This is a genomic window from Paenibacillus sp. 2KB_20, from assembly GCF_052115765.1.
GTDB lineage: Bacteria > Bacillota > Bacilli > Paenibacillales > Paenibacillaceae > Paenibacillus_AQ.
Map to the genome: position 1 here is coordinate 141,926 of NZ_JBFRHH010000005.1, position 19,532 is coordinate 161,457.

Annotated in this window: 9 protein-coding genes; 2 read left to right on the plus strand and 7 right to left on the minus strand. The window is 52.3% G+C overall.

All coding sequences use genetic code 11. From position 1 onward, the window contains the following. Positions 1-22: 22 nt before the first annotated feature. Positions 23-973, minus strand: coding sequence for a helix-turn-helix transcriptional regulator (locus AB4124_RS15295; RefSeq protein WP_441973375.1), 951 nt, complete (start codon positions 971-973; stop codon positions 23-25). 240 nt (positions 974-1,213) lie between these two features. On the opposite strand from AB4124_RS15295, the gene AB4124_RS15300 reads away from it, so the two are divergent. Together AB4124_RS15300 and AB4124_RS15305 are read left to right on the plus strand one after the other, a co-directional pair. After that, a complete protein-coding gene (locus tag AB4124_RS15300) occupies positions 1,214-1,696 on the plus strand; it encodes a PH domain-containing protein (protein WP_441973376.1) in 483 nt (160 codons plus the stop codon). Continuing rightward, positions 1,689-3,362: a PH domain-containing protein gene (locus AB4124_RS15305; RefSeq protein ID WP_441973377.1), complete on the plus strand. Its 1,674-nt coding sequence runs from the start codon at positions 1,689-1,691 to the stop codon at positions 3,360-3,362. The genes AB4124_RS15300 and AB4124_RS15305 overlap by 8 nt, the downstream gene beginning before the upstream one ends. Before the next feature lie 4 nt (positions 3,363-3,366). Here the strand turns inward: AB4124_RS15305 and AB4124_RS15310 are convergent, their stop codons facing one another. From AB4124_RS15310 to AB4124_RS15335, 6 genes are all read right to left on the minus strand, one after another. After that, the gene (locus tag AB4124_RS15310; RefSeq protein WP_441973378.1) at positions 3,367-3,996 is read right to left on the minus strand and encodes a TVP38/TMEM64 family protein; all 630 of its coding nucleotides are present in this window, start codon (positions 3,994-3,996) and stop codon (positions 3,367-3,369) included. 200 nt (positions 3,997-4,196) lie between these two features. Then, positions 4,197-7,139 (minus strand): family 10 glycosylhydrolase, encoded by a 2,943-nt coding sequence (locus AB4124_RS15315; protein ID WP_441973379.1) that lies wholly within the window; start codon positions 7,137-7,139, stop codon positions 4,197-4,199. A 300-nt stretch (positions 7,140-7,439) separates the two neighbouring features. Beyond that, positions 7,440-11,549: an S-layer homology domain-containing protein gene (locus AB4124_RS15320; RefSeq protein WP_441973380.1), complete on the minus strand. Its 4,110-nt coding sequence runs from the start codon at positions 11,547-11,549 to the stop codon at positions 7,440-7,442. Positions 11,550-11,769: 220 nt separating this feature from the next. Beyond that, a complete protein-coding gene (locus tag AB4124_RS15325; protein WP_430139770.1) occupies positions 11,770-12,765 on the minus strand; it encodes a Gfo/Idh/MocA family protein in 996 nt (331 codons plus the stop codon). Positions 12,766-12,804: 39 nt separating this feature from the next. Continuing rightward, the gene (locus AB4124_RS15330; RefSeq protein ID WP_006208549.1) at positions 12,805-13,131 is read right to left on the minus strand and encodes an antibiotic biosynthesis monooxygenase family protein; all 327 of its coding nucleotides are present in this window, start codon (positions 13,129-13,131) and stop codon (positions 12,805-12,807) included. Between the two features lie 230 nt (positions 13,132-13,361). Beyond that, a complete protein-coding gene (locus AB4124_RS15335; RefSeq protein WP_441973381.1) occupies positions 13,362-19,481 on the minus strand; it encodes a phosphodiester glycosidase family protein in 6,120 nt (2,039 codons plus the stop codon). Between the last annotated feature and the right edge of the window lie 51 nt (positions 19,482-19,532).

Genomic DNA, 19,532 nt, shown 5'->3' on the forward strand with positions numbered 1-19,532 from the left:
TCTAAAGAGGTAACGTGGACATCTATCTGTCCTGGTTATCGTAGCGCTGCATAATCAATTGTGCTCTTCGCTTCACTTCCTCGGCTGCTTCGCCCGGCTGCTCAACCAGCACCTGATCACCAAAGCTTAGAATCATGCCGTAAAACCACTCATCCAATTTGTATATCACGTGAACGCGTAAAGAGCCGTCCGGGTTGACGGTTACTTGTTCCGGCGGAAAAATATCCGCCACCCGCTGACGCGCGGCTGCTTCGAATAACAGCACCGTCTCCTTCTCCAGCGCGCTCGACCAAGAGGAATCCCATTCCAATCGTTCCATGCTCGGTATCATTCTTGTCTCCGAAGTCTCATCCAGCATCTCGATATGCTGCATGCGCGATAATCGAAAGATTCGATGGTCTTCCCGCTCCAGACAAAAGGCTTGTACATACCAAATATTGCCCTTCAGTATCAAGGATGCCGGTTCAATGGTTCTTCGCTCCGCGTTGCCCTGCGTATCAATATACTCCATCTCGACCCTGCGCTTTTCTTGAATAGCCTTTTTGAGCAAGCCCACGGTGGGTTTCAGTCCTTGACGCTGTCCCCAAGGCTGAAAGTCCATGACCACAGGTTCCCTCCGATATTCATCGCCAAGCCCCTGCTCTACCCTATGCAGCAGCGCTTTTACCTTCTCAAGCAGGATGCCCATCTGCTGATCATCCAGTGCACTGCTCATCCCTTTGACGGCTGTAACCAGCGCACTCATTTCCTCAGCGGACAGCCAGTACTTGTCGATCATATAATGCTCCATAATTTCAAACCCGCCGGATATCCCCTGGTGAGCAACAATCGGGATCCCGGCTTGGCATAGCGTATCCATATCGCGATATATGGTTTTACTCGATACTTCAAACCGATCGGCCAACTCCTTGGCGCTCAGTCTCCCCCGGTTCAGAAGCAGGACGGTTATGGCTAATAGCCGGTCTATTTTCATTGCATGTGATCCTTTCGCCTCTCGATCATTCATGTTCTTCCTTAACCCAAGCTTAACAGATTTGGCATGTGTTCATGCAACCGTTAGGTCAGGTTCAGATGCTCGTTAGCCTGTTATGCTACAATGATAGGCACGGCAATCAAGTCAAAGGACGGGATGAAACGATCCATCCTCAAGAACGTAGACATACATAAAAGATACAAAATGTACGAATCTGTAACATCAAGGAGGAACATACATATGGACAATCGACTTGACGCCATGCGCAGGTGTCACCCGGACTCCGTAACGATCTCCCGCATAACGGGTTTCATTACGGATGGGGTTATTCTACTCGCTGCAGCAGCCTATCTGATTATGGCTGCTATATTCGGGTGGACCCTGATACCGGGCTGGATCACCATCGGACTTCTGGTTCTCGGAGCCTGGTTTACTTGGGCCGTGCCCTCTTTCACCTACAAACAATTCGGCTTCAAGGTAAGCGAGGAAGAATTGGAGCTTCGCTCCGGCTGGATCTGGCTCAGTGACACCCTTGTCCCGATGACGCGGGTACAGCATGTCGAGCTGGAACGGGGACCGCTCCTTCGTAAATATGGCTTAGCCAAGGTAAAGGTCGTTACCGCCGCAACGACTCATGTCATTCAGGCGCTCAAGCTGGAAGAAGCAGAGGGATTGAAAAAACAGATCGGCGAGCTGGCCAAAGTGGTGGATCACGATGAATGAACCGACAAGACTTCACCGGCTGTTCATCCTGTTCCCGCTCGTAAGCAGCGTTAAATCACTCATTCCGATCGCCGCTCTGGTATCCATCAAATTCCTTAACGGAAAATCGCTGCGCGACATCCCCTGGTACTGGCTGTCCGCCGTCATCGTCATCCTGGTCTCGCTTCTGCTTCTGTACGGGTATCTAAAGTGGAAACGCTTCGTCTATACGTTAGAAGAAGACAAAATCCTCATTCGCCGCGGCGTTCTGTTCCGTGAGGAATTGTCCATCTATACGGGTCGCATTCATTCCATGAATATGGAGCAGCCCTTGCTGCAGCGCTTACTGGGACTTACCCAAGTCCGAATCGAAACGCCGGGCAAAACGGAAGGCGGGGGCATACTCCCTGCCATTACCAATAGCGAAGGCGAACGGCTGCAGCGCTGGCTGCGCGAGCAAACCCGAACAAGGCAGACGCAGCGTGAGGTTCACCAAGCCCATGAAAGCCCCGACCCATCCGATCAGAGCCTTCCCGTTCAGACGGAGGGGCCATCTGTTCAACCGCCGGAAACCCGAGAGAATTACGAATCCATTCAACCTTCGAATCAGAACATGGAATACGGAAGCGGTCTTTTGGAGGATTCCGATTCAGGCTCCGTTGGCAGAAAGAATGCAAACGATCCAATCACCGTAGAGGAAGAACGCAGCACGCTGCTGCAACTATCCTCCGGACGCCTGCTCATTGCCGCGCTTTCCTCACCCAACCTGTCGCTGGCTTTAGCCTTTGTGGGCGGTATTTTATCTTTTGCCGATGACCTGCTCCCGGATCGGATGTACCAATCGCTGTTTCAATCGGCAGGGAAGCTGCTGCCCGGCAGTTGGATCAGCATTGTTGCTGTGGCGCTCATCGTATCCTGGCTGCTCTCCGCCGTGCTCTACACGATCAAATATGCGGGATTTACCGTCGAACGCATCGGGAAACAAATCTCAGTCAGTTGCGGTCTGCTGGAGAGAAAAAGACTGCTCTTCTCTCCCGAACGCGTGCTGGCCATTACCGTTAAAGAAGGCGTATTCCGGCGCTGGTTCGGTTACGCTGAAGTGAAGGTTCATGTGCTAACGTCCGAGTCCGACAAGCATTTCATGCTCCATCCTCTACTGAAGACTGGAGATATTCCGGCACTGCTGAATCGGGTTACGCCTCAATTCAGCGCTCAGACCATTACCGCTTCGCCGCCGCCCCGCGCAAAATGGATGTACTTGCGGTGGAAGCTGGCTTTTGCCGCGGTAGTTAGTGCCGCGTGCATTTGGTATTTTGACAAGCTCGGTTTGTTATCGCTTCTACTCCTTCCGCTCTCGTTAGCTTGGGGACTCCTCTCGCACCGGGATTCCGGACTTAATGTAACAGACAAACAGCTAACGATCCGCAGCCGTTTCATTGCTATGTCCACCAGATATATACGCAGGCCGCAGATTATCGCCATGGAGGTTAGCGGTACCCGCAGACAGCGAAGAAGAGGGCTTCTATCCCTTCAAGTGAAGATGATATTCAGCGAGATCAACGAAAGTTTAAGCGGAATGGATCAGCGAGAGATCGAGGCTGTTCGGGCTTGGTTCCAAAAGAAAAAGGGCGAGAACTCCGCATCTGCAGAACAGAGCGGTCCCGCCTCATCTATTGAGCAGCTATAACCGTTTAGCCTCCGTTCTTCCTAAAACGATCAAAGCCTGACAACCGGTAAACCAGCAGGGTGATCACGAGAAATACGCCGTATACGCCGATGGTGATGATGATGTGGGAAGGGTCTGTCATGAGATGATCCCCCACCATCGAGAACAGCAGCATGGCTGGGATTTTGCCTAAGGCGGACGCGATGCTGTATGATGCGAACGTTACCTTGCTGAGAGCCGCGTACACATTGATGACAATGGAAGGAATAAACGGGATCAACCGGGTAAACAGGATGGTCAAAAAGGCGTTCCGTTCGAACATTGTTGTCACTTTTCCCAGCCTGTTATAACGGTAAAGCACCCGGTCGCCCCATTCCTGATAGCCGTATCGGATGAACATAAACATAAGGATGGAAGCGGCGATTGAGCCGACCCAAGTGACGATTCCGCCGATGACCGGCCCCATGGCGGCACCGATAACGCCTCCTACCACCGGATAAGGGATCACCGGAAACAAGGCCATGATGACGGCCATGAACATCATCAGCATGATACTGTCTGTCGATCGAATCCATACCAATATGGCATCGCCATAAAAGTAAACAAGACCACCTACGGCGGCGTAAACCAATGCCATTCCTAATTTCTTGAACATGCACCACACTCCAGGTCGTAATGCACCTATTGTATCACGCATATCCATTGGAACAAGCGCAAAAGGGACATCACAAGGCTATAAGCCGGGATGTCCCTTTTGCTTGAAATGGGCTGGTCGTTCCCTGAAGCTACATGTTGCTAGGGAAGTGGAACAGCCGTTAACCGGTATGGATTAGATCCTATCGCGCTCATGTCAACTCACGGTCTGCTCGGTTTCCCTGGTGGATTCACCGGGGGCTTTCCAGGCTTACCACTATGCTTCACTTTCACCGTGACCGGTTTGCTTGGGGCACTCTCATTATGCAGACGATCAACTGCCGTCACGACATACGTATAGGTTTGTCCCTCCGCTACGGTATGATCGACAAAGAATTGCATCTTATCGGCTGTTTTTCGGAGAGTCCCTAACAAATGCGACGGATCTTGAACACTGCCGGTTCCTCTGCCATCATAACGATAGACCGCATAATACGTCTCGTCACCTGTCGACCTCCAGCTTAGCTGCACACCATCCTGCTCGTGATCAGCCTTTGGCTTCTTGGGCGAAGTCGGCGCCTCCGAATCGATCCAAGGCATCGCCGGGATCAATGCCGGATATCGATACAGATCGTTCTTCAGTCTATCCGTAAATCCGAGCGCATTATCCTTAAACCATTTGGAGCTGAAGTATATGCTGCCCCGGACTTCCTCAAAGTTGCGGTTGTAATGGATCTGGTTCGGCATCTCTTCGGGGTTGGACCAATCGGCATTCGACCCGATTTTATATACGGCTTGTCCGCTGTATAGATGAACGTTCTTGCCGGACACGATCCCGCTCCACCAATCGATCAGCTTATCGTAAGCGGCAGCGGAATAACCGATATTCCAATAAATCTGAGGCGTGATATAATCGATCCACTCTTCTTCAACCCATTTCTTCGAGTCGGCATAGATGGCATTGTAACTCTCAAGACCATTGGTTTCAGAGCCGGTCGGATCGCTGGATTTATTTTTCCAGATACCAAACGGACTGATGCCGAATTTCACGTAACTCTTCTCTGCCTTGATGGCTTCGTTCACATTCTGAATGAATTGATTGACGTTATTTCTTCTCCAGTCTCCCTTATTCGTAAAGGAGCCTTTGTATTGGTTAAAGGTGTCCGTATCCGGGAAATCCACGCCGGTTACGGGATACGGGTAGAAGTAATCGTCAAAATGCACGGCGTCGATGTCGTAATTGCAAACGACCTCCATGATGCCGTCGATAATAAACTGTTGCGCTTCCGGTATTCCTGGGTTGAAATACAGCTTGCCGCCATATTCTTCAACCCACTCCGGATGCTGCCTGGCCGGGTGGCCTGCTACAAGTTTGTTAACGTCTCCTTGAAGACTGATGCGGTATGGATTAAACCAGGCATGAAACTCCATGTTCCGCTTATGGACTTCCTCCAGCAGGAATGCCAGCGGATCGTACCCCGGATCTTTGCCCTGAACTCCCGTCAGCCATTCTGACCATGGCCCGTAATTGGACGGGTAGAATGCGTCCGCCGTCGGCTTGATCTGCATAATGACCGCATTCATTCCCGCATCCTCCAACTGATTAAGCAGACTGATAAACTGCTGCTTCTGCTGATCCGGATCGGTGACTCCTTTGGCTGGCCAGTCAATATTGTCGACGGTTGCAATCCAGGCCGCTCTCATCTCGGCTTTCGGATGCTCAGAAGCTTTGTTCACCGTGATGTAGAGGGAGCTGGCCTTTCCTTGGAATGTCGCTGTTACTCTAGTTGAACCTATCTTCAAGCCGGATACCACTCCTTTATCATCGACAGCGGCTACGTCCGGATGACTGCTGGTAAACGTAACGCCTTCCGTTATGATCACCGGCTCCTCCATCCAGGAGTAGGTTGCGGACACCGCCGTCTCGAAGGAATCTCCTACCGTAACCGCCGTAAGTCCTTGAAGTTCGATGCTCTGCAGAACAGGAACTGGATCCGTCACCGTAATGGCATGCTGTGCGGTTATTCCGCGGTACGAAGCCGTAATGTCTGCCGTTCCTGCGGAAACTGCGGTCAATTGACCGGTTTGATCTACCGATACAACGCCCGATTGATTGCTTGCATAACTAATTCCTTCAGTCAGCCATGCGGGGTCCGTCTGGTTTCCGTATACGGAGTAAACCACACTGGTTCTCATGTTGCCGGTAAGACTGGTCTCCATATGAAGCGGCCCGGATAACAGCAATTCTCCAGGGGCTGGCACATCCTGCGTAATATGAAGCTCATACTGAGATTTTGGTCCATCTCCGTATTCTGCGGTTATGGTTACCGTTCCCGGCGCCAATGCTTCAATAGTGTCGTATGTAGCGCCCGTGACAGTAGCGATGTTATCGTCACTGCTGGTGAGTTTCACGCCGGTTGTTAATAATGCAGGTTCCGTATGTCCTTCATAGGTTGCATATACTTGGGGCTTCGCCGTTTCTCCTACGCCCATGGGCGTCAGCCCGCCAATGTCGAGCCCGTACACCTGGGAAGCCGTATAGAATGCGGACAACCTGTCGAAGTATACGGTACCTTTGTTTTTATTCGTGTCCTTTAATTCGGTGATATAGATTTGATTCACTTTGAGAGGAGCCTTGATGGTAGAGGGGACGTTAAATTTGACGTATTTCCAGCCCATCCAGCTAAAACCGGAGGTAGAGGTTAAATCCACGGCATGCTTGCCGCCGGAAGCGTCCTGAAGCTGGGCACGGAGCCAATGATTCCCGCCGTCGCCGTAAACCCATAAACCGAGTGCAGTGGGTGAACCGGGGACGCTTCTGCCGATAGAACCGTCCGGATCTTTGAAGTTGAGATAAGCCGCCGAGGTACCGGATTCGCTGCCCACAAAATCATACGTTAGAGCTGCAGCGTGATGTCCATAATAGATTAGTTCCGGCCTCCCCACTACATCCAGCTGAGCCTTTCCCCTTACGGAGGTTGCGGACATATTTGTTACCGATTCGAAATTTTCAATCACAACAGCGCGTGGATCTCCGGCGTTTGCGTCTGCATCAACGGAACTGCTGCCCCATGCAGAAACAGCTGTACTGAACATCATCGCTAACGCCAGCGTCATGCACAGGATCGACTTGCTGCTTCGATAGACATGTCTTCTGGTTTTCATTCACTAATTCACTCCCTACTTTTATGAATGCGCTTACTATTCGTTGAACCCGAATACGATTACGATTCGAATCGGCGCCCCCCACCTCCTATCTCTGTCGCTAAAAGTAGATGATCGGCATGGATTCGAACACACGCGTTCATCTCTACCTCTATCATATTGAAATTTTATTTCAAATTTCAATAGTTTTTATAAAATATAATTTTATATTTCGAGCAGGAATTTAAGCTGCCATGGCGTATGCAATCGCAAAAAAGAAGCCAACACGGGACAATCCCCCGTATTGGCTTCCTGATTCATTCAGTTCACGTGTTCAAGAAGTCCGATCATTAGCGTCACGGCTTCCGCCCGTGTTGCGAATTGCTGTGGAGCGAAGCGATTGTTACCCACACCGCCCACAAGTCCTGCATCAACCGCAGTCGCAATATACGGCTCAGCCCACTTCGGAATTTCCTTCGTATCTTTAAAGGTCAATTTCGCTACCGAGTCGGGATTTATTCCGCTGGCACGAACGATCATCGCTACCAGCTCGGCCCGGTTCAGCGGCTTGTGCGGACCGAAGGAGCCATCCTTGTAACCGCTGATGATGCCTGCTGCCACGCCTTGCGCTACAGCATCCTTGGCCCACGAAGGAATCTTGCCTGCGTCCGTGAACGTAAGCTTAGTCCCGCCTTCGGTCAGATGCAGCGCGCGGCCCAGCATAGCCATGAATTCAGCCCGCGTCACCTGTTGATTTGGCCTGAAGGTTCCGTCTCCATACCCGTTGACAAAGCCTGCTGCCACGGCCTTATCGATGGCTGATTTGGCCCAGTGACCCGCAGTATCCTTCAGCGCCGGTGGATTCCCATTACCCGAATCCGTACCGGGGTTGCTTCCAGGCTGAGAACCTGTTTCCGATCCGTTACCCGGGTTCGTTCCATTCCCGGCACCTGAACCGTTCTCCGAGCCTGATCCTGAGCCACTTCCTGAACCGGAACCTGGATTATTGCCTGAACCAGAGTTGCTTCCTGATCCTGGATTGGATGTGCCAGGCCCCGGATTCGGTGTTCCTGGACCTGGTCCCGGACCTGGAGTTCCTGGATCGGGATTCGGCGTTTGAACATCCTTCTTCACGATACCGAATTGATCAATGATAAATGGCTGTGCACCATTGAGGTTCTGGTCAATTTCATAGCTGACCGCGGTCAGCTTGCCGCCATCGATCGTAATACCGACGAAATTTTGTACCTGGCTGCGTTTCGGACGCCGGTTATCGCTCGGATCCGGTCCGTATTTGGCCGCATGGTTTTCTTCCGCGCGTTCAAACAGTCCGTAGTATGCATCCCCAAGCTTTTCACTCGGATTCTTATAATAAACTTTCGGTCCTGCGGTTGCCGGAATCAAATAGATCGTACCGTCCGGATTCACCGAGTATTCCAGCTTCTCGCCGTTTAGCATCTCCGTAATCTTCTCCGGCTCTGCCGCTTTGCCGTCAGCCTTGATCGGTTTGGTGCGGGCATAAATATGATCATGACCCTGCAATACAAAATCAATGCCGAGCTCTGCCATTAACGGAGCAATCTTGGACCGCACGCCGTTAGCTCCCATAATATCGGAGTCCGTCGCATGATTCGAAGTAGTGTACGGACCTTTGTGAATATTGACGATCACCCACTCCGCTCCGGCTTTTTTAGCCTTCTGTACATCTTGTTTGAGCCATTCCACTTGCTCGACAGAGAAATTATCGTACACATCCGAGTCCTCATTGGAATTCAACACAACGAAATGCGCGTTGCTGTAATCGTATGAGTAGTACGCTCCAGTCTCGGTTGCCGAGTTATCCGGCTGCTGTACATTGAAATGTTCGATGAAGGCGTAGTTTTCATCCTCGTGGTTACCCGCGGATGGCACCAGCGTCGTATGGAGCAAGCTTTCCTGCGAATGACCTAACAGCCAATTCCACTGTTCTTCCTTGACGCCCTTGTCTACAATATCGCCGTTATGGACAACGAATTGCGCTTCCGGCACGGTAGCCAGCGCCTTGGCAAGTGTCTCGGATGAAAGCACCGCTTCATCTTCTGCCTTCGCCTGCGTATCGGCCAAATCAATGAACGTGAACGCTCCTTTCTCCGGCGCAGTCCGGAAGGTTCCCGTCTCACTCCAAACCCCAAGCGCTGCATCTCCTACGCGGAAATCGTAGGACGTGTTTGGCTTGAGTTTCGTTGCTTCCGCTTTATGCACAAGTTCTGCTGCTGAATTAGTAGAAGCAGCCGAACGTCCTTGGAACGTGATCCCATTCGTAAAGTCAGGAGCGACAGCAGACTTCTCCACGATCTGAAGGTCACTGCCTGTCACCTGCTGGGATGTATACCAGGTGAAACCCCTGGATGTTTTGGCATCGCCGTAGAACGTAACCGTCACTTTGCTCACTTTTTCCTGAACAGGATCCGGCTTCGTCTCCTTCATGATTCCAAACTGATCCACGATAAACGGCTGACCGTTCATCTGATTCTGATCGATTTCATACGTCACAGCTGTCAGCCTGCCACCGTCGATCGTAAACCCGACAAAGTTCTGAACCTGGCCTCTGGCAAGGCTGGTTGTATTTCCGTACTGGCGGGCGTGGTTCTCTTCGGCGCGCTCAAACAAATTGAAATATGAATCACCCAGCTCCGGCTTCTGGTTCTTGAAATAAACCTTGGCTCCTGCGGTGGCAGGAATCATGTAGATGGTTCCATCTGGCTTAACTGCATATTCGATGTTCTGCCCATTAAGCATCTCGGTAATTTTCGTGGCATCCTCGGCGGTTCCGTCGCTCTTGATCGGCTTTGTCCGCGCATAGATGTGATCATGGCCCTGCAGCACCATATCAATTCCCAACTCGTTCATCAAAGGAGCAATTTTGTTTCTTACTCCGTTCGCACCCATGATGCCACTGTCGGTTGCGTGGTTCGAAGTTGTATACGGCCCTTTATGGATATTGACGATAATCCAGTCTGCGCCGGCAGCCTTCGCTTGCTCCACATCCTGCTTCATCCACGCGACTTGCTCTGCAGAGAAGTTCGCGTACTCGGGCGAATTCTCATTGGAGTTAAGCACGATGAAATGCGCATTGCTGTAATCATAAGAGTAGTACGCGCCAGTAATCGTTGCAGCGTTGTCTGGCTGCTTCACATTAAAATGCTCGTAGAAGGCATAATTCTTATTCTCGTGATTCCCTGCAGAAGGGGCAATCGTTGTATTCAAAAGGCTGGATTGCGAATGACCCAGCAACCAGTTCCATTCCTGCTCCGATGTGCCGTTCTCCACCACATCTCCGTTATGGACAACGAATTTAGCATCTGGAATAGTGGCAAGTGCTTTGGACAAGGTAGCTGCCGACAGCATTGCCTCGTCCTCTTCCTTCGCTTGTGTATCCGTCAGATCGATAAACGTGAAGGCACCGCTGACAGGTGCCGTCTGAAAGGTACCCACCTCGCTCCACACATTCAGGCTCTGGTCCCCAACTCTGAAATAATAGGAGGTATCCGCCATTAAACCTGTCGCTTCCGCTTTATGTACATGCTCTCCCGGAGAATTCGAGGAGACGGAAGTACGACCGCTAAATGCTAGCGCCTGACTGAAGTCCGGCCCGGCCCCGCGATTCTCCACAACCTGGACATCGCTTTGGGAAGAGCCCAGCGGCGTATACCAGGTAAAACCTTTCGCGCTGGTCGCGTCGCCATGGAAGGTTACCGTTACCTTGGAAATATCCAGTGCCGGTGCCTGCGCTAACGCGGTAAGCTCCATATCGAAATATAGATCCGAGCTGCTGTCGCTCTGCTGATGGATCTCGACCGCAATTTCGTTATTGCCGTCCTGCAAATATGTTTTCAGCGGCTCGGTCAGGTCCACGTCCCCATATATAACGGGCAGGTCCTTGCTCGAGGTCGCCTTCATGTCGTACGTGATTTCGCCTTCCGGCATGCCCATGCGTCTTACTTCATGGCCATTGACGTAGAGCACGGCGCCGTCATCAATGCCGAACGTGCCGAGAATCTGGCCGTAACTGTCAATTTGGGCCTTGTTGACTTGAAGATTCGTTCGGAAATACGTCGTGCGGTGCTTGAGTCTTTTATCCGTACCATAGTCTACTATGGTGCCCAGCGGACCAAACTCCGTGGTTGCTATGCTGCTTCCGTTATCTTTATAACCGAAAGGAGCGAATCCGGATTCCCATGAGGAATCATCATAGGTGGAACGCCATACGGTTGTTAAATCTTGGCCCTGATCAAAATACTTCCACTCCGCATTGCGCTGAAGTAAGATATCAGGCTGATCCTGCGTTGCTGCTTCAACAGTGGATAAGGATCCGATTCCTGTAAATAATCCAAACACTAACGCTATCGATAACAGCATGGATAATAGCCTTTTGTTCAGATGAGTAATCATGTATTCTCTCCTTTATGATGTTGGATGTGTGTGAAGCAAGACTGTCAAACAGCTCCAGCATAACAAGAGAAGATTAATAGCTTGTCATCCCAACGTAAAACTTATGTAAATAATGACATTGAAAACATATGATATTGCTCACGTCATCTGAACTATGACAAAAACAAAAAAAGCAGGGCGAGAGGTTCTCTCGCACTGCTCCCTTATTTGCCAAGATGGCTTAACCTTCCGAAGGATACTTCAGTCCCCACTGCCCCCGGATTTGATCCAGCAGCCTCATAATCGCAAGCGACTCATCAAGCGGCATCACGTCGCTCTCCAGCCGCCCTTCCAGCAGACACCGCCCCACTTCGTATGCCTCGAAGCTATACCCTTTCTCCTGCCGGTCATCTGTAACAACCACCGGTTCCTCGCCATCTACATAAAGCGCAGCGGATGTTGCATTCAAGAAGGACGGAATGTGAATATACCCGTTGGTGCCATAAATATAAGCTTCATTTGTCAATCCAAGCCGGATCGCCCCGTTTAACGAAGCGGTCTTGCCCGATTCATAAGATAGAATCACCGAGAACTGCTCATCTACGCCCGTCTCACCGATATGCGCGGTACTCCAAATCTTCTCCGGCTCGGTTCCAAAAATCATGGATGCAAACGACACCGGATAAATACCCGCATCCAGCAGCGCGCCGCCGCCAAGTTCCAAATTCAGCAAACGTCCCTGCGGATTCCAGCCGCTGCGAAAACCAAAATCGGCCTTCAGCAGCCGAACGTCGCCGATAAGCCCGTCGTTCAACCATTCGCGCACCTTCCGAATCGGGGGAAGGAAACGCGTCCACATGGCCTCCATCAGGAACAGCTTTTGCTCCCGTGCAGCTACCACTAATTCCTCCAATTCATCCCCGTTAATCGTAAAGGGTTTCTCGCACAGGACGGCTTTGCCGGCCTGAAGACACATTAAGGCATGATCCCGGTGCAGCGGATGCGGAGTCGCTATGTAAACAACGTCAATATCGGGATCCTTCACGAGTTCCTCGTAACTGCCATAAGCCCGCGGTATATCGTATTTAGACGCAAACTCTCCTGCATTGCTTGCCGTACGAGAGCCCACGGCCACAAACTGAGCGTTCTCCACATACGCCAGATCGGCTGCAAACTGCTCCGCAATCCAGCCTGTCCCTATGATTCCCCATCTGATCTTGCCCGGATTCTGTATCATCATTTACTCCTCCTCATCCTCTTCCTGGATTAGCCTTGCCTAAAGCTTGTAGAAGCTGTCCCTCTCCACTTTGCAAATTCGTAAGCCAAAGCTTTCATACCACTCGTTCTTGCCCCGTTCCTGGGCTACCTGATGAGCAGCATTCTCCTTCCATAAACGAATGGCCTCCAGGGAATCCCAGTACGATACCGTGATCCCAAGGCCCTCATCCCGTGCAGACTCCACCCCCAAATAGCCGGGCTGCTGAGCGGCGAGCTCTGCCATTTTATCGGACATCGCCCCATAACCCCGGTCACCCTCTGTTCGTTTGGACACAAAAATGCAGGCATAGTAAGGTGGCTTCGGCGTATTCGCGTATTCCGTCATTCTCTCTCCTCCTTTCTGGTTTCCAGATTAGCCATTAATTCGATTCACATTCGTCCATTGACCATGTAATCATTATATCGGAACTTCCACCGTTCTTTAACCTGTAAGAAAAATGTCTTTTGACGTTTATGCCGTAAAGACAGACCTCGGTTAGTCTTAAGAAAAGAAACCGCCTCTCTCCTCTGTGATCATCTACAGGAGAAGAGAAGCGGTATTCTGCCTTCTAGCCTTTACTTCAGTTTGTGCAGCAGATTATAGATGACCTGCGCGCTTTCCGCACGCGTGGTCAGGCCTTCCGGTTCAAAGCGGCTCGGTGTACGGCCCTGAACAAATCCGAGGGTATGCGCGGTTTCTACCGCTTCCCTAACCCAGTCCGGGGATGAAGCAAGATCGGCAAAATCGCTGCCCGCGCTGATGTTCTCCTGCTGTAGTTTTATCGCGTGGGCATAAGCGCGCACCAGCATCGCCGCCATTTCCTGACGCTTGATCGGGGCATCCGGATCAAAACGGTCTTTGCTTATTCCATTCACGATGCCCGACCCCGCCGCTGCGGCCACAGCCTCTGCGTACCATTTGCCTGAAGCTACATCGGCAAACGGCGCAGAGCTCTCTGCCTGAAGATCGAGCAGACGAACCAGCATCGCCGCAAATTCAGCCCGGGTCACTTGCTGAGCCGGTGCGAAGCGTTCCGTGCTGACGCCTTCGATGAGCTGCTTCGCTGCCAAGTCGGTAATCACTTCTGCAGCCCAGAATGAAGATGGCACATCGGCAAAGGTTTTCTCATAATCAAGTAAACCATAGGCGCTGAAATGTCGGATCCCCGAAGTCATGCGGCCATCTTTTTCCACTCCGCCTATATACTCCAACTCACCATTATCGGACAAATAGTACATCGCTATTCTTTTGCCGTTAGTGTCATTAGATAACGGCAGTTCCAGCGTAATCGGATGATCGAATACAGTTAAGTTGTAAGATTTGCCATCCGCTGTCGTTAATCGAAGCTGGAACTCCAGCATGGCTCCGACTGCTGTCAGCTTGGCCCCGGAGACGCGGGCAGCTTGCGCGATTCGCTCCTTCATCTCAGCATCCGATAACGTGGCGGCACTCAGTTTCATCGTGCTCTTCTCAAGCTGGCCAGGATCTGCAAGACCACCCAACAGGCGAAGCACTTCGGCCGGGATCGTTATGGCCACATTCTTCGCTTCAATATGGATCGAACCATCCTTAAGTATGTCTGCTGCATTCCCTGGCAGCGTGATATCCGTAAAGCTTCCATCCATCGTGATTACAATCTGCCCGTTCGACAGCTGAGCTGCCAGCTCGCTCGCTGATAAGGTGACGCTGCCTGACGGCGGTGTCACAGGCGGGGTGACCGGTGGTGTTACTGGCGGTGTTACCGGCGGCTGCACGGGCGGCGTTACCGGTGGTGTTACCGGCGGCTGTACCGGAGGGTCTACCGGTGGCTCCGGTCCCGGATCAGGATTTCCCCCGCCCCGGGTGGTCACCTTCAAATCATATTCCGACTTGAACCCTTCGTAGGTTGCCGAAATCACGGTCGCCCCTTCGGCCAATGCCCGGACTGAGCCTAACTCATCGATCGAGGCGATCTCTGGCTTACTGCTCTCGTAGGTTACACCTTCGATTAAGCGGATACGGCTGCCGTCGGTATAAACCGCCTCCGTGACGGCCTGATCGGTATCCCCGACCTTCAGCTCGGTTTTACCACCTAGGGCGATCGACTCCATGCTGCCGTTCGGAATTCGGTCCACCGTAATCTTCACATCTGCATAGACGTCCGGTGCTACCGTGCTGGTCGCTCTTACGACCGCGCTGCCCAAACCTTGAGCCGTCACGATGCCATCTAGTGATACGGTGACGACATCATTTGCCGGTTCGGAACTGTATACGGACCACACAACGGTTCGTTCAGCCCTGCGCGGCTTCACTTGAGCCAGCAATTTCTGGCTCTCGCCTACAGCTAGTGTCAGCTGGCTTGGCGTTACTTCAATCTGCTGCGGCTCCGGCTTCGTATCCGATTTCGCCAGCGTAAACTCATCCACGACGCGTCCGTCAACCGTTTTGGTTACATAATAAAGCTCGTCTCCCTCCACTTCCACGGAAGCATACATCTGAGTTGGTTCATCGTCGACCACCTCATGCCAGCCTCGCTCCGTGTGAGAGTAGAATTTAGGTCCTGACGATCCCGCTACGACGTAGGTTGTGCCCTTCCCGTCCGCAGCAATCTGGTTGTTCATCATCGGATAGGAACGAATATAAATATGATCATGTCCGTTTAACACGAGATCCACACCGGATTCCTCAAGCACCGGCGCCCACAGACTGCGTACCTCGGCGGAGTCATAGATGCTTCCGTAAGGCCCGCGGTGGAACATCGCGATAGTCCAATCTTTGTCATTGCCAGCCAGATCCTGCTGTAGCCACTTTTTCTGATCCTCCAACTGATACTCGCTGTTCAGCATAATAAAATGAATGTTCTTGTAGTCAAAAGAGAAATTGGTTCCCTTCAGGGTGTCCAAACCATTGCCCGGCTGGTTAAAGTGAGCCAGGAAGTCTCCGTTCTCGTTATTCCCCATCACTTCATGGTTGCCGATGGCAGACACTAACGTCGTATTCAGGAAATGCTTCTGGGCTTCAGCGAACCAGTAGTTCCACTGCTCCTCCAGGAATCCCTTGTCGACCATATCGCCGGCATGGACCATAAATTCGGCGTCCGGATGCTCGGCTGCCGCCTTGTCGATCGTATTCCCCCACAGCTCGAACTCCTTCGCGGTAGATGCCTGGGAATCGGCAAAATACAGAAATTTCGTTGTATCTCCCCTAACCTCCGTTGTACTAAAAGAGCCTTGGGCACTGTAATGGCCTTGGCCGTCACCGACTCGGTACACATACTCTGTGCCTGGCTCAAGGTTGGACACTGTCGCTTTATGGACGCGGACCGTGCCGAGATCCAAAGTATGGTACAGCTCGCTGGCACCATTGAATTTCTGGACATTCGGCGCATCGAAATCCGTAAATTCGGACCGCTTGGCCAGTTCCACAACGGTCCCATCCGTCGCCGGGTCCGTGTGCCAGTTCAGCATCCGCGACGTGGTCGGATCTTCGCCCATGCCCACGCTGATGTTGAATGGAGTAGTACTTCCAGCCAGCGGCGAAACCTTAAACTCCAAGGCCGGGCTATATTGATTATTCTTTACGGCTTGCACGGTATACGTCTTCACCTGGGATGTTAGCGCCGCCGTCTTCAGGATGCCCGCAGCATCTGTTTTGCCCACCGCCGCTGCGTCAGCCATGATCTGAACGCCTTCCACAGGCTGACCTTGGGCATCGGTCACTTCAAACACGGTTTCGTATCCCTGTACGGTTCCTTCCTCATTCCAGCTCAGCGCATAATGCGTTGCGATCTGCGATTCTATCGGAAGACCGTAGAACGAAAATTCGGTATTGCCCGTATCGGCAAAGGATACCGCCCCGGACGTGAGCGATAGAATGCTGCTGCCGGTGGCGTTCTTTTTCACGTCATACCGGATTTGGCCGATCCAATCCGTATCCTGCAGGGATGCGGTATGGATGTCCTTCCAGGTCACTCTCACCTTTCCAGTTGTACCGTCGATGTTCCCGCTAACCTGGGTTGGACTCAGCTTGTCTCCCGGTATGAGCTCCAGATTCTCCACTTTGGTGGGATCGAATTGGAAATCGACATGCCCGCCGCGAATTTGGGAGGTCTTCACTCCGCCGATATCGAGCGTATAACTGCCGCCTACATAGATCGTATCCGGCGTATCGTACACCACCTTGGCTGCGCCCGTATTTACGGTGAAGTTCCATTCCTTGGTCGTTTGGTTGCCCGCCATATCGCGGACGGTTACTTTCGCCTGATGAACGCCATCGGCAAGCGGAACGCTCGGCGTGTAATGGATTCTTCCTTCCGGCGGATACAGGGTGTGCTGCACCGGACTGCCGTCCAGATAGAATCGGATTTTGTCCGGATCAATTAAGGTGGTTCCCGGGTGTGCGACAGGATCATAACCTGCATCCTCGGCATACACGGTTATGGTCGGCGTATTCACCTTGATTTCCGCACCGTCAGCCGGCGAGAATTTCTTCAGAATCGGCGGTTCGATATCGTCATTAGCCGGGCCGTACAATGCCCGAATTTCGTCCACGTAGATGGCACCGGCGTCTTTTTTCGCGGCCTGGGTTTCCATATAACGAACAGGCATGTCCATCACCAGCGGAAGGGTTCTTCCTTTGGGAACGGACGCTTCGAGATACTTCCATCCCTTGAAATCAACGCCAATCGTCTGATCGGTAAAATCGAGCGGGATCGCGCCCTTGCTGTCACGAATCTGGGCACGGAGCCAGTGCGCATTGCCGTCCCCGTAGACCCACATGCTGATCTTCTCCGGATAACCAGGAATTTCGATATTGTCCGCTGTGCCATTCGTCTGCAGATAAGCGCCGGAGGTGCCTGTCATTCCGGTAAAATCATACTCCAGCTTCAATGCGCCATTCCCCGAGCGAATGTAGGTCTCATCGGTTTCAATGGATACCTTGGTCGACTTATACTGCGCTCCGGCACTTGGTTTATAACGGCTAAGGCCGTTCTCAAAATCCTCGAGCATCACCGGAGGAAGACCGACATTCACATCAATGGAAGTTTCAACATTTCCGTATTTCACATGGATTTTGCCGCTGACATCCTGCTTGTCCGTGGCGGTAAACGTTCCATTTGCGTTAATCGTCCCGATGTCTCCTTCGGTTCGCCATTCAAAACGACTGTTATCCGCCTGAATCACCTGTCCATTTCGAAGCGCGGTCACCCTAAGCGTCTCGGTCGAGCCGGAAGAGAAGGTCTTCACAGCGTCCGAGAACTTGAGCTCGGTCAGCTCATTAACGACTTCCAACGCGGCTGTTCCGGTCAGATTGCCGGATTGTACGGATACTTCGGTTACACCCGGTTGATTCCCTGCCGTAAACGTACCGCTTGCGTCGATCTTCCCATAAGCAGGGTCAACGCTCCATGCCGCAGCCTCCGTCATTTTCGCCGGATACAGGTTCTGGTCCACGGCTGCGGCCTTGAAAGTTGTAGAGGAGCCCGTCAGCACTCTCTCCAGTGTAGGTGCAACGACCAGTTTATTCGGTGCTCCTTCAGGCGCCTTGTTCACCAGCAAAATACCGTTGGCCGTCTTGCGTTCACCGCCATCGGATGGCGAGTTGAGCACCTTGCGCGTGGCTTCTCCCGGCAGGCGGGCAACAAAGGTAGCTGATCCGCCTCCATCCAGATTCAGTGCGTTTACCACACCAAGCTCTTGCAGCATTTCGCCAAGCTCAATGTAGTTAAGCCCTTCACTGAACCCCGGCTGACGACCATCGACCTCGAACAGCACAACGGTTCCGTCCGCTTTGGTTCCCACCACCGTTCTTGGATGCACGGCCGGATCGGTATGCTGCTGGACTACGCCATCCTGCACCAGCATCACCGTACCGCCAATCGCCATCGTGACATCCTTCCACTCGTTGTCCAGCTCAAAACTTGCCTTCACTTCATCCCCTGCCTGGAGTCCGGCAAGCTTGCTCCGCTGTGATCCCGATGCGGATAGTACCACCTGGCCTGGGCCAATCGGCGAATTTCCCTGATCTTTAAGAACAGAGGCCACCTCCATCGTCAAGGTCTCCCCGCTTGCGACCCTGCCGCTCACGATATCCAGAATCACCTCGTCTCCAAGGTTATTGGTCATCGTGGTGGCATTAAATTTTTCGGTATAAAGAACAAGTGCGTCCGTCCCTCTGAGACGATTGATGGATGATAGACTGCTTAACACTCCGCCTATCGTCACGTTTTTCGTCAATTTCGGACTGCCGTACAGGCTGGTCCCGTCCGGCTTAATGCCAAAGGCGTTCCGGCCACTGGGCGGATCCGTTAATAACTCCCCGCCCCCCATAAACAATCCGAGCGGAATTCCGGTGGACATATCGTAAAAATCCCCATTCACTGCCGCGATGACGCGGTTGCCTGCCTTGTCGGCATCGGATGCCATTTTGCTGACTCCCTGCATGCCGTAGACCTTGCCATCGGTGAGGCCGGGCTGAAGCTCCAGATTCCCTTGCGATGGATCAAACTCCACCATGTGGACCTTCTGCTCGCCACTGCCCTTTTGCATATTCGCCCATGTATATGTAGCCCCTGGCCCAATCTCCATCTGCCGCATATCAATGACCGATGACGCAGCGGCGACCGGGTCGGCAGCAGCTTGTCCTGCGGGAAGCAGTAGCGAAAGAAACATCACTCCGCTGAGCAGCGACGATATTCTCTTTTTGCTTTTTATCATGTACATTAATTCCTCCTTCTCTGTGCTTGGACTCTTGTTTTCTCCCGGATG

What these genes read in the sequence shown, in the direction of transcription:
- AB4124_RS15295 (WP_441973375.1), bottom strand. Translation starts at nt 973, where the DNA reads ATGAAAATAGACCGGCTATTAGCCATAACCGTCCTGCTTCTGAACCGG.
- AB4124_RS15305 (WP_441973377.1), top strand. Translation starts at nt 1,689, where the DNA reads ATGAATGAACCGACAAGACTTCACCGGCTGTTCATCCTGTTCCCGCTC.
- AB4124_RS15330 (WP_006208549.1), bottom strand. Translation starts at nt 13,131, where the DNA reads ATGACGGAATACGCGAATACGCCGAAGCCACCTTACTATGCCTGCATT.
- AB4124_RS15315 (WP_441973379.1), bottom strand. Translation starts at nt 7,139, where the DNA reads ATGAAAACCAGAAGACATGTCTATCGAAGCAGCAAGTCGATCCTGTGC.
- AB4124_RS15335 (WP_441973381.1), bottom strand. Translation starts at nt 19,481, where the DNA reads ATGATAAAAAGCAAAAAGAGAATATCGTCGCTGCTCAGCGGAGTGATG.
- AB4124_RS15310 (WP_441973378.1), bottom strand. Translation starts at nt 3,996, where the DNA reads ATGTTCAAGAAATTAGGAATGGCATTGGTTTACGCCGCCGTAGGTGGT.
- AB4124_RS15325 (WP_430139770.1), bottom strand. Translation starts at nt 12,765, where the DNA reads ATGATACAGAATCCGGGCAAGATCAGATGGGGAATCATAGGGACAGGC.
- AB4124_RS15300 (WP_441973376.1), top strand. Translation starts at nt 1,214, where the DNA reads ATGGACAATCGACTTGACGCCATGCGCAGGTGTCACCCGGACTCCGTA.
- AB4124_RS15320 (WP_441973380.1), bottom strand. Translation starts at nt 11,549, where the DNA reads ATGATTACTCATCTGAACAAAAGGCTATTATCCATGCTGTTATCGATA.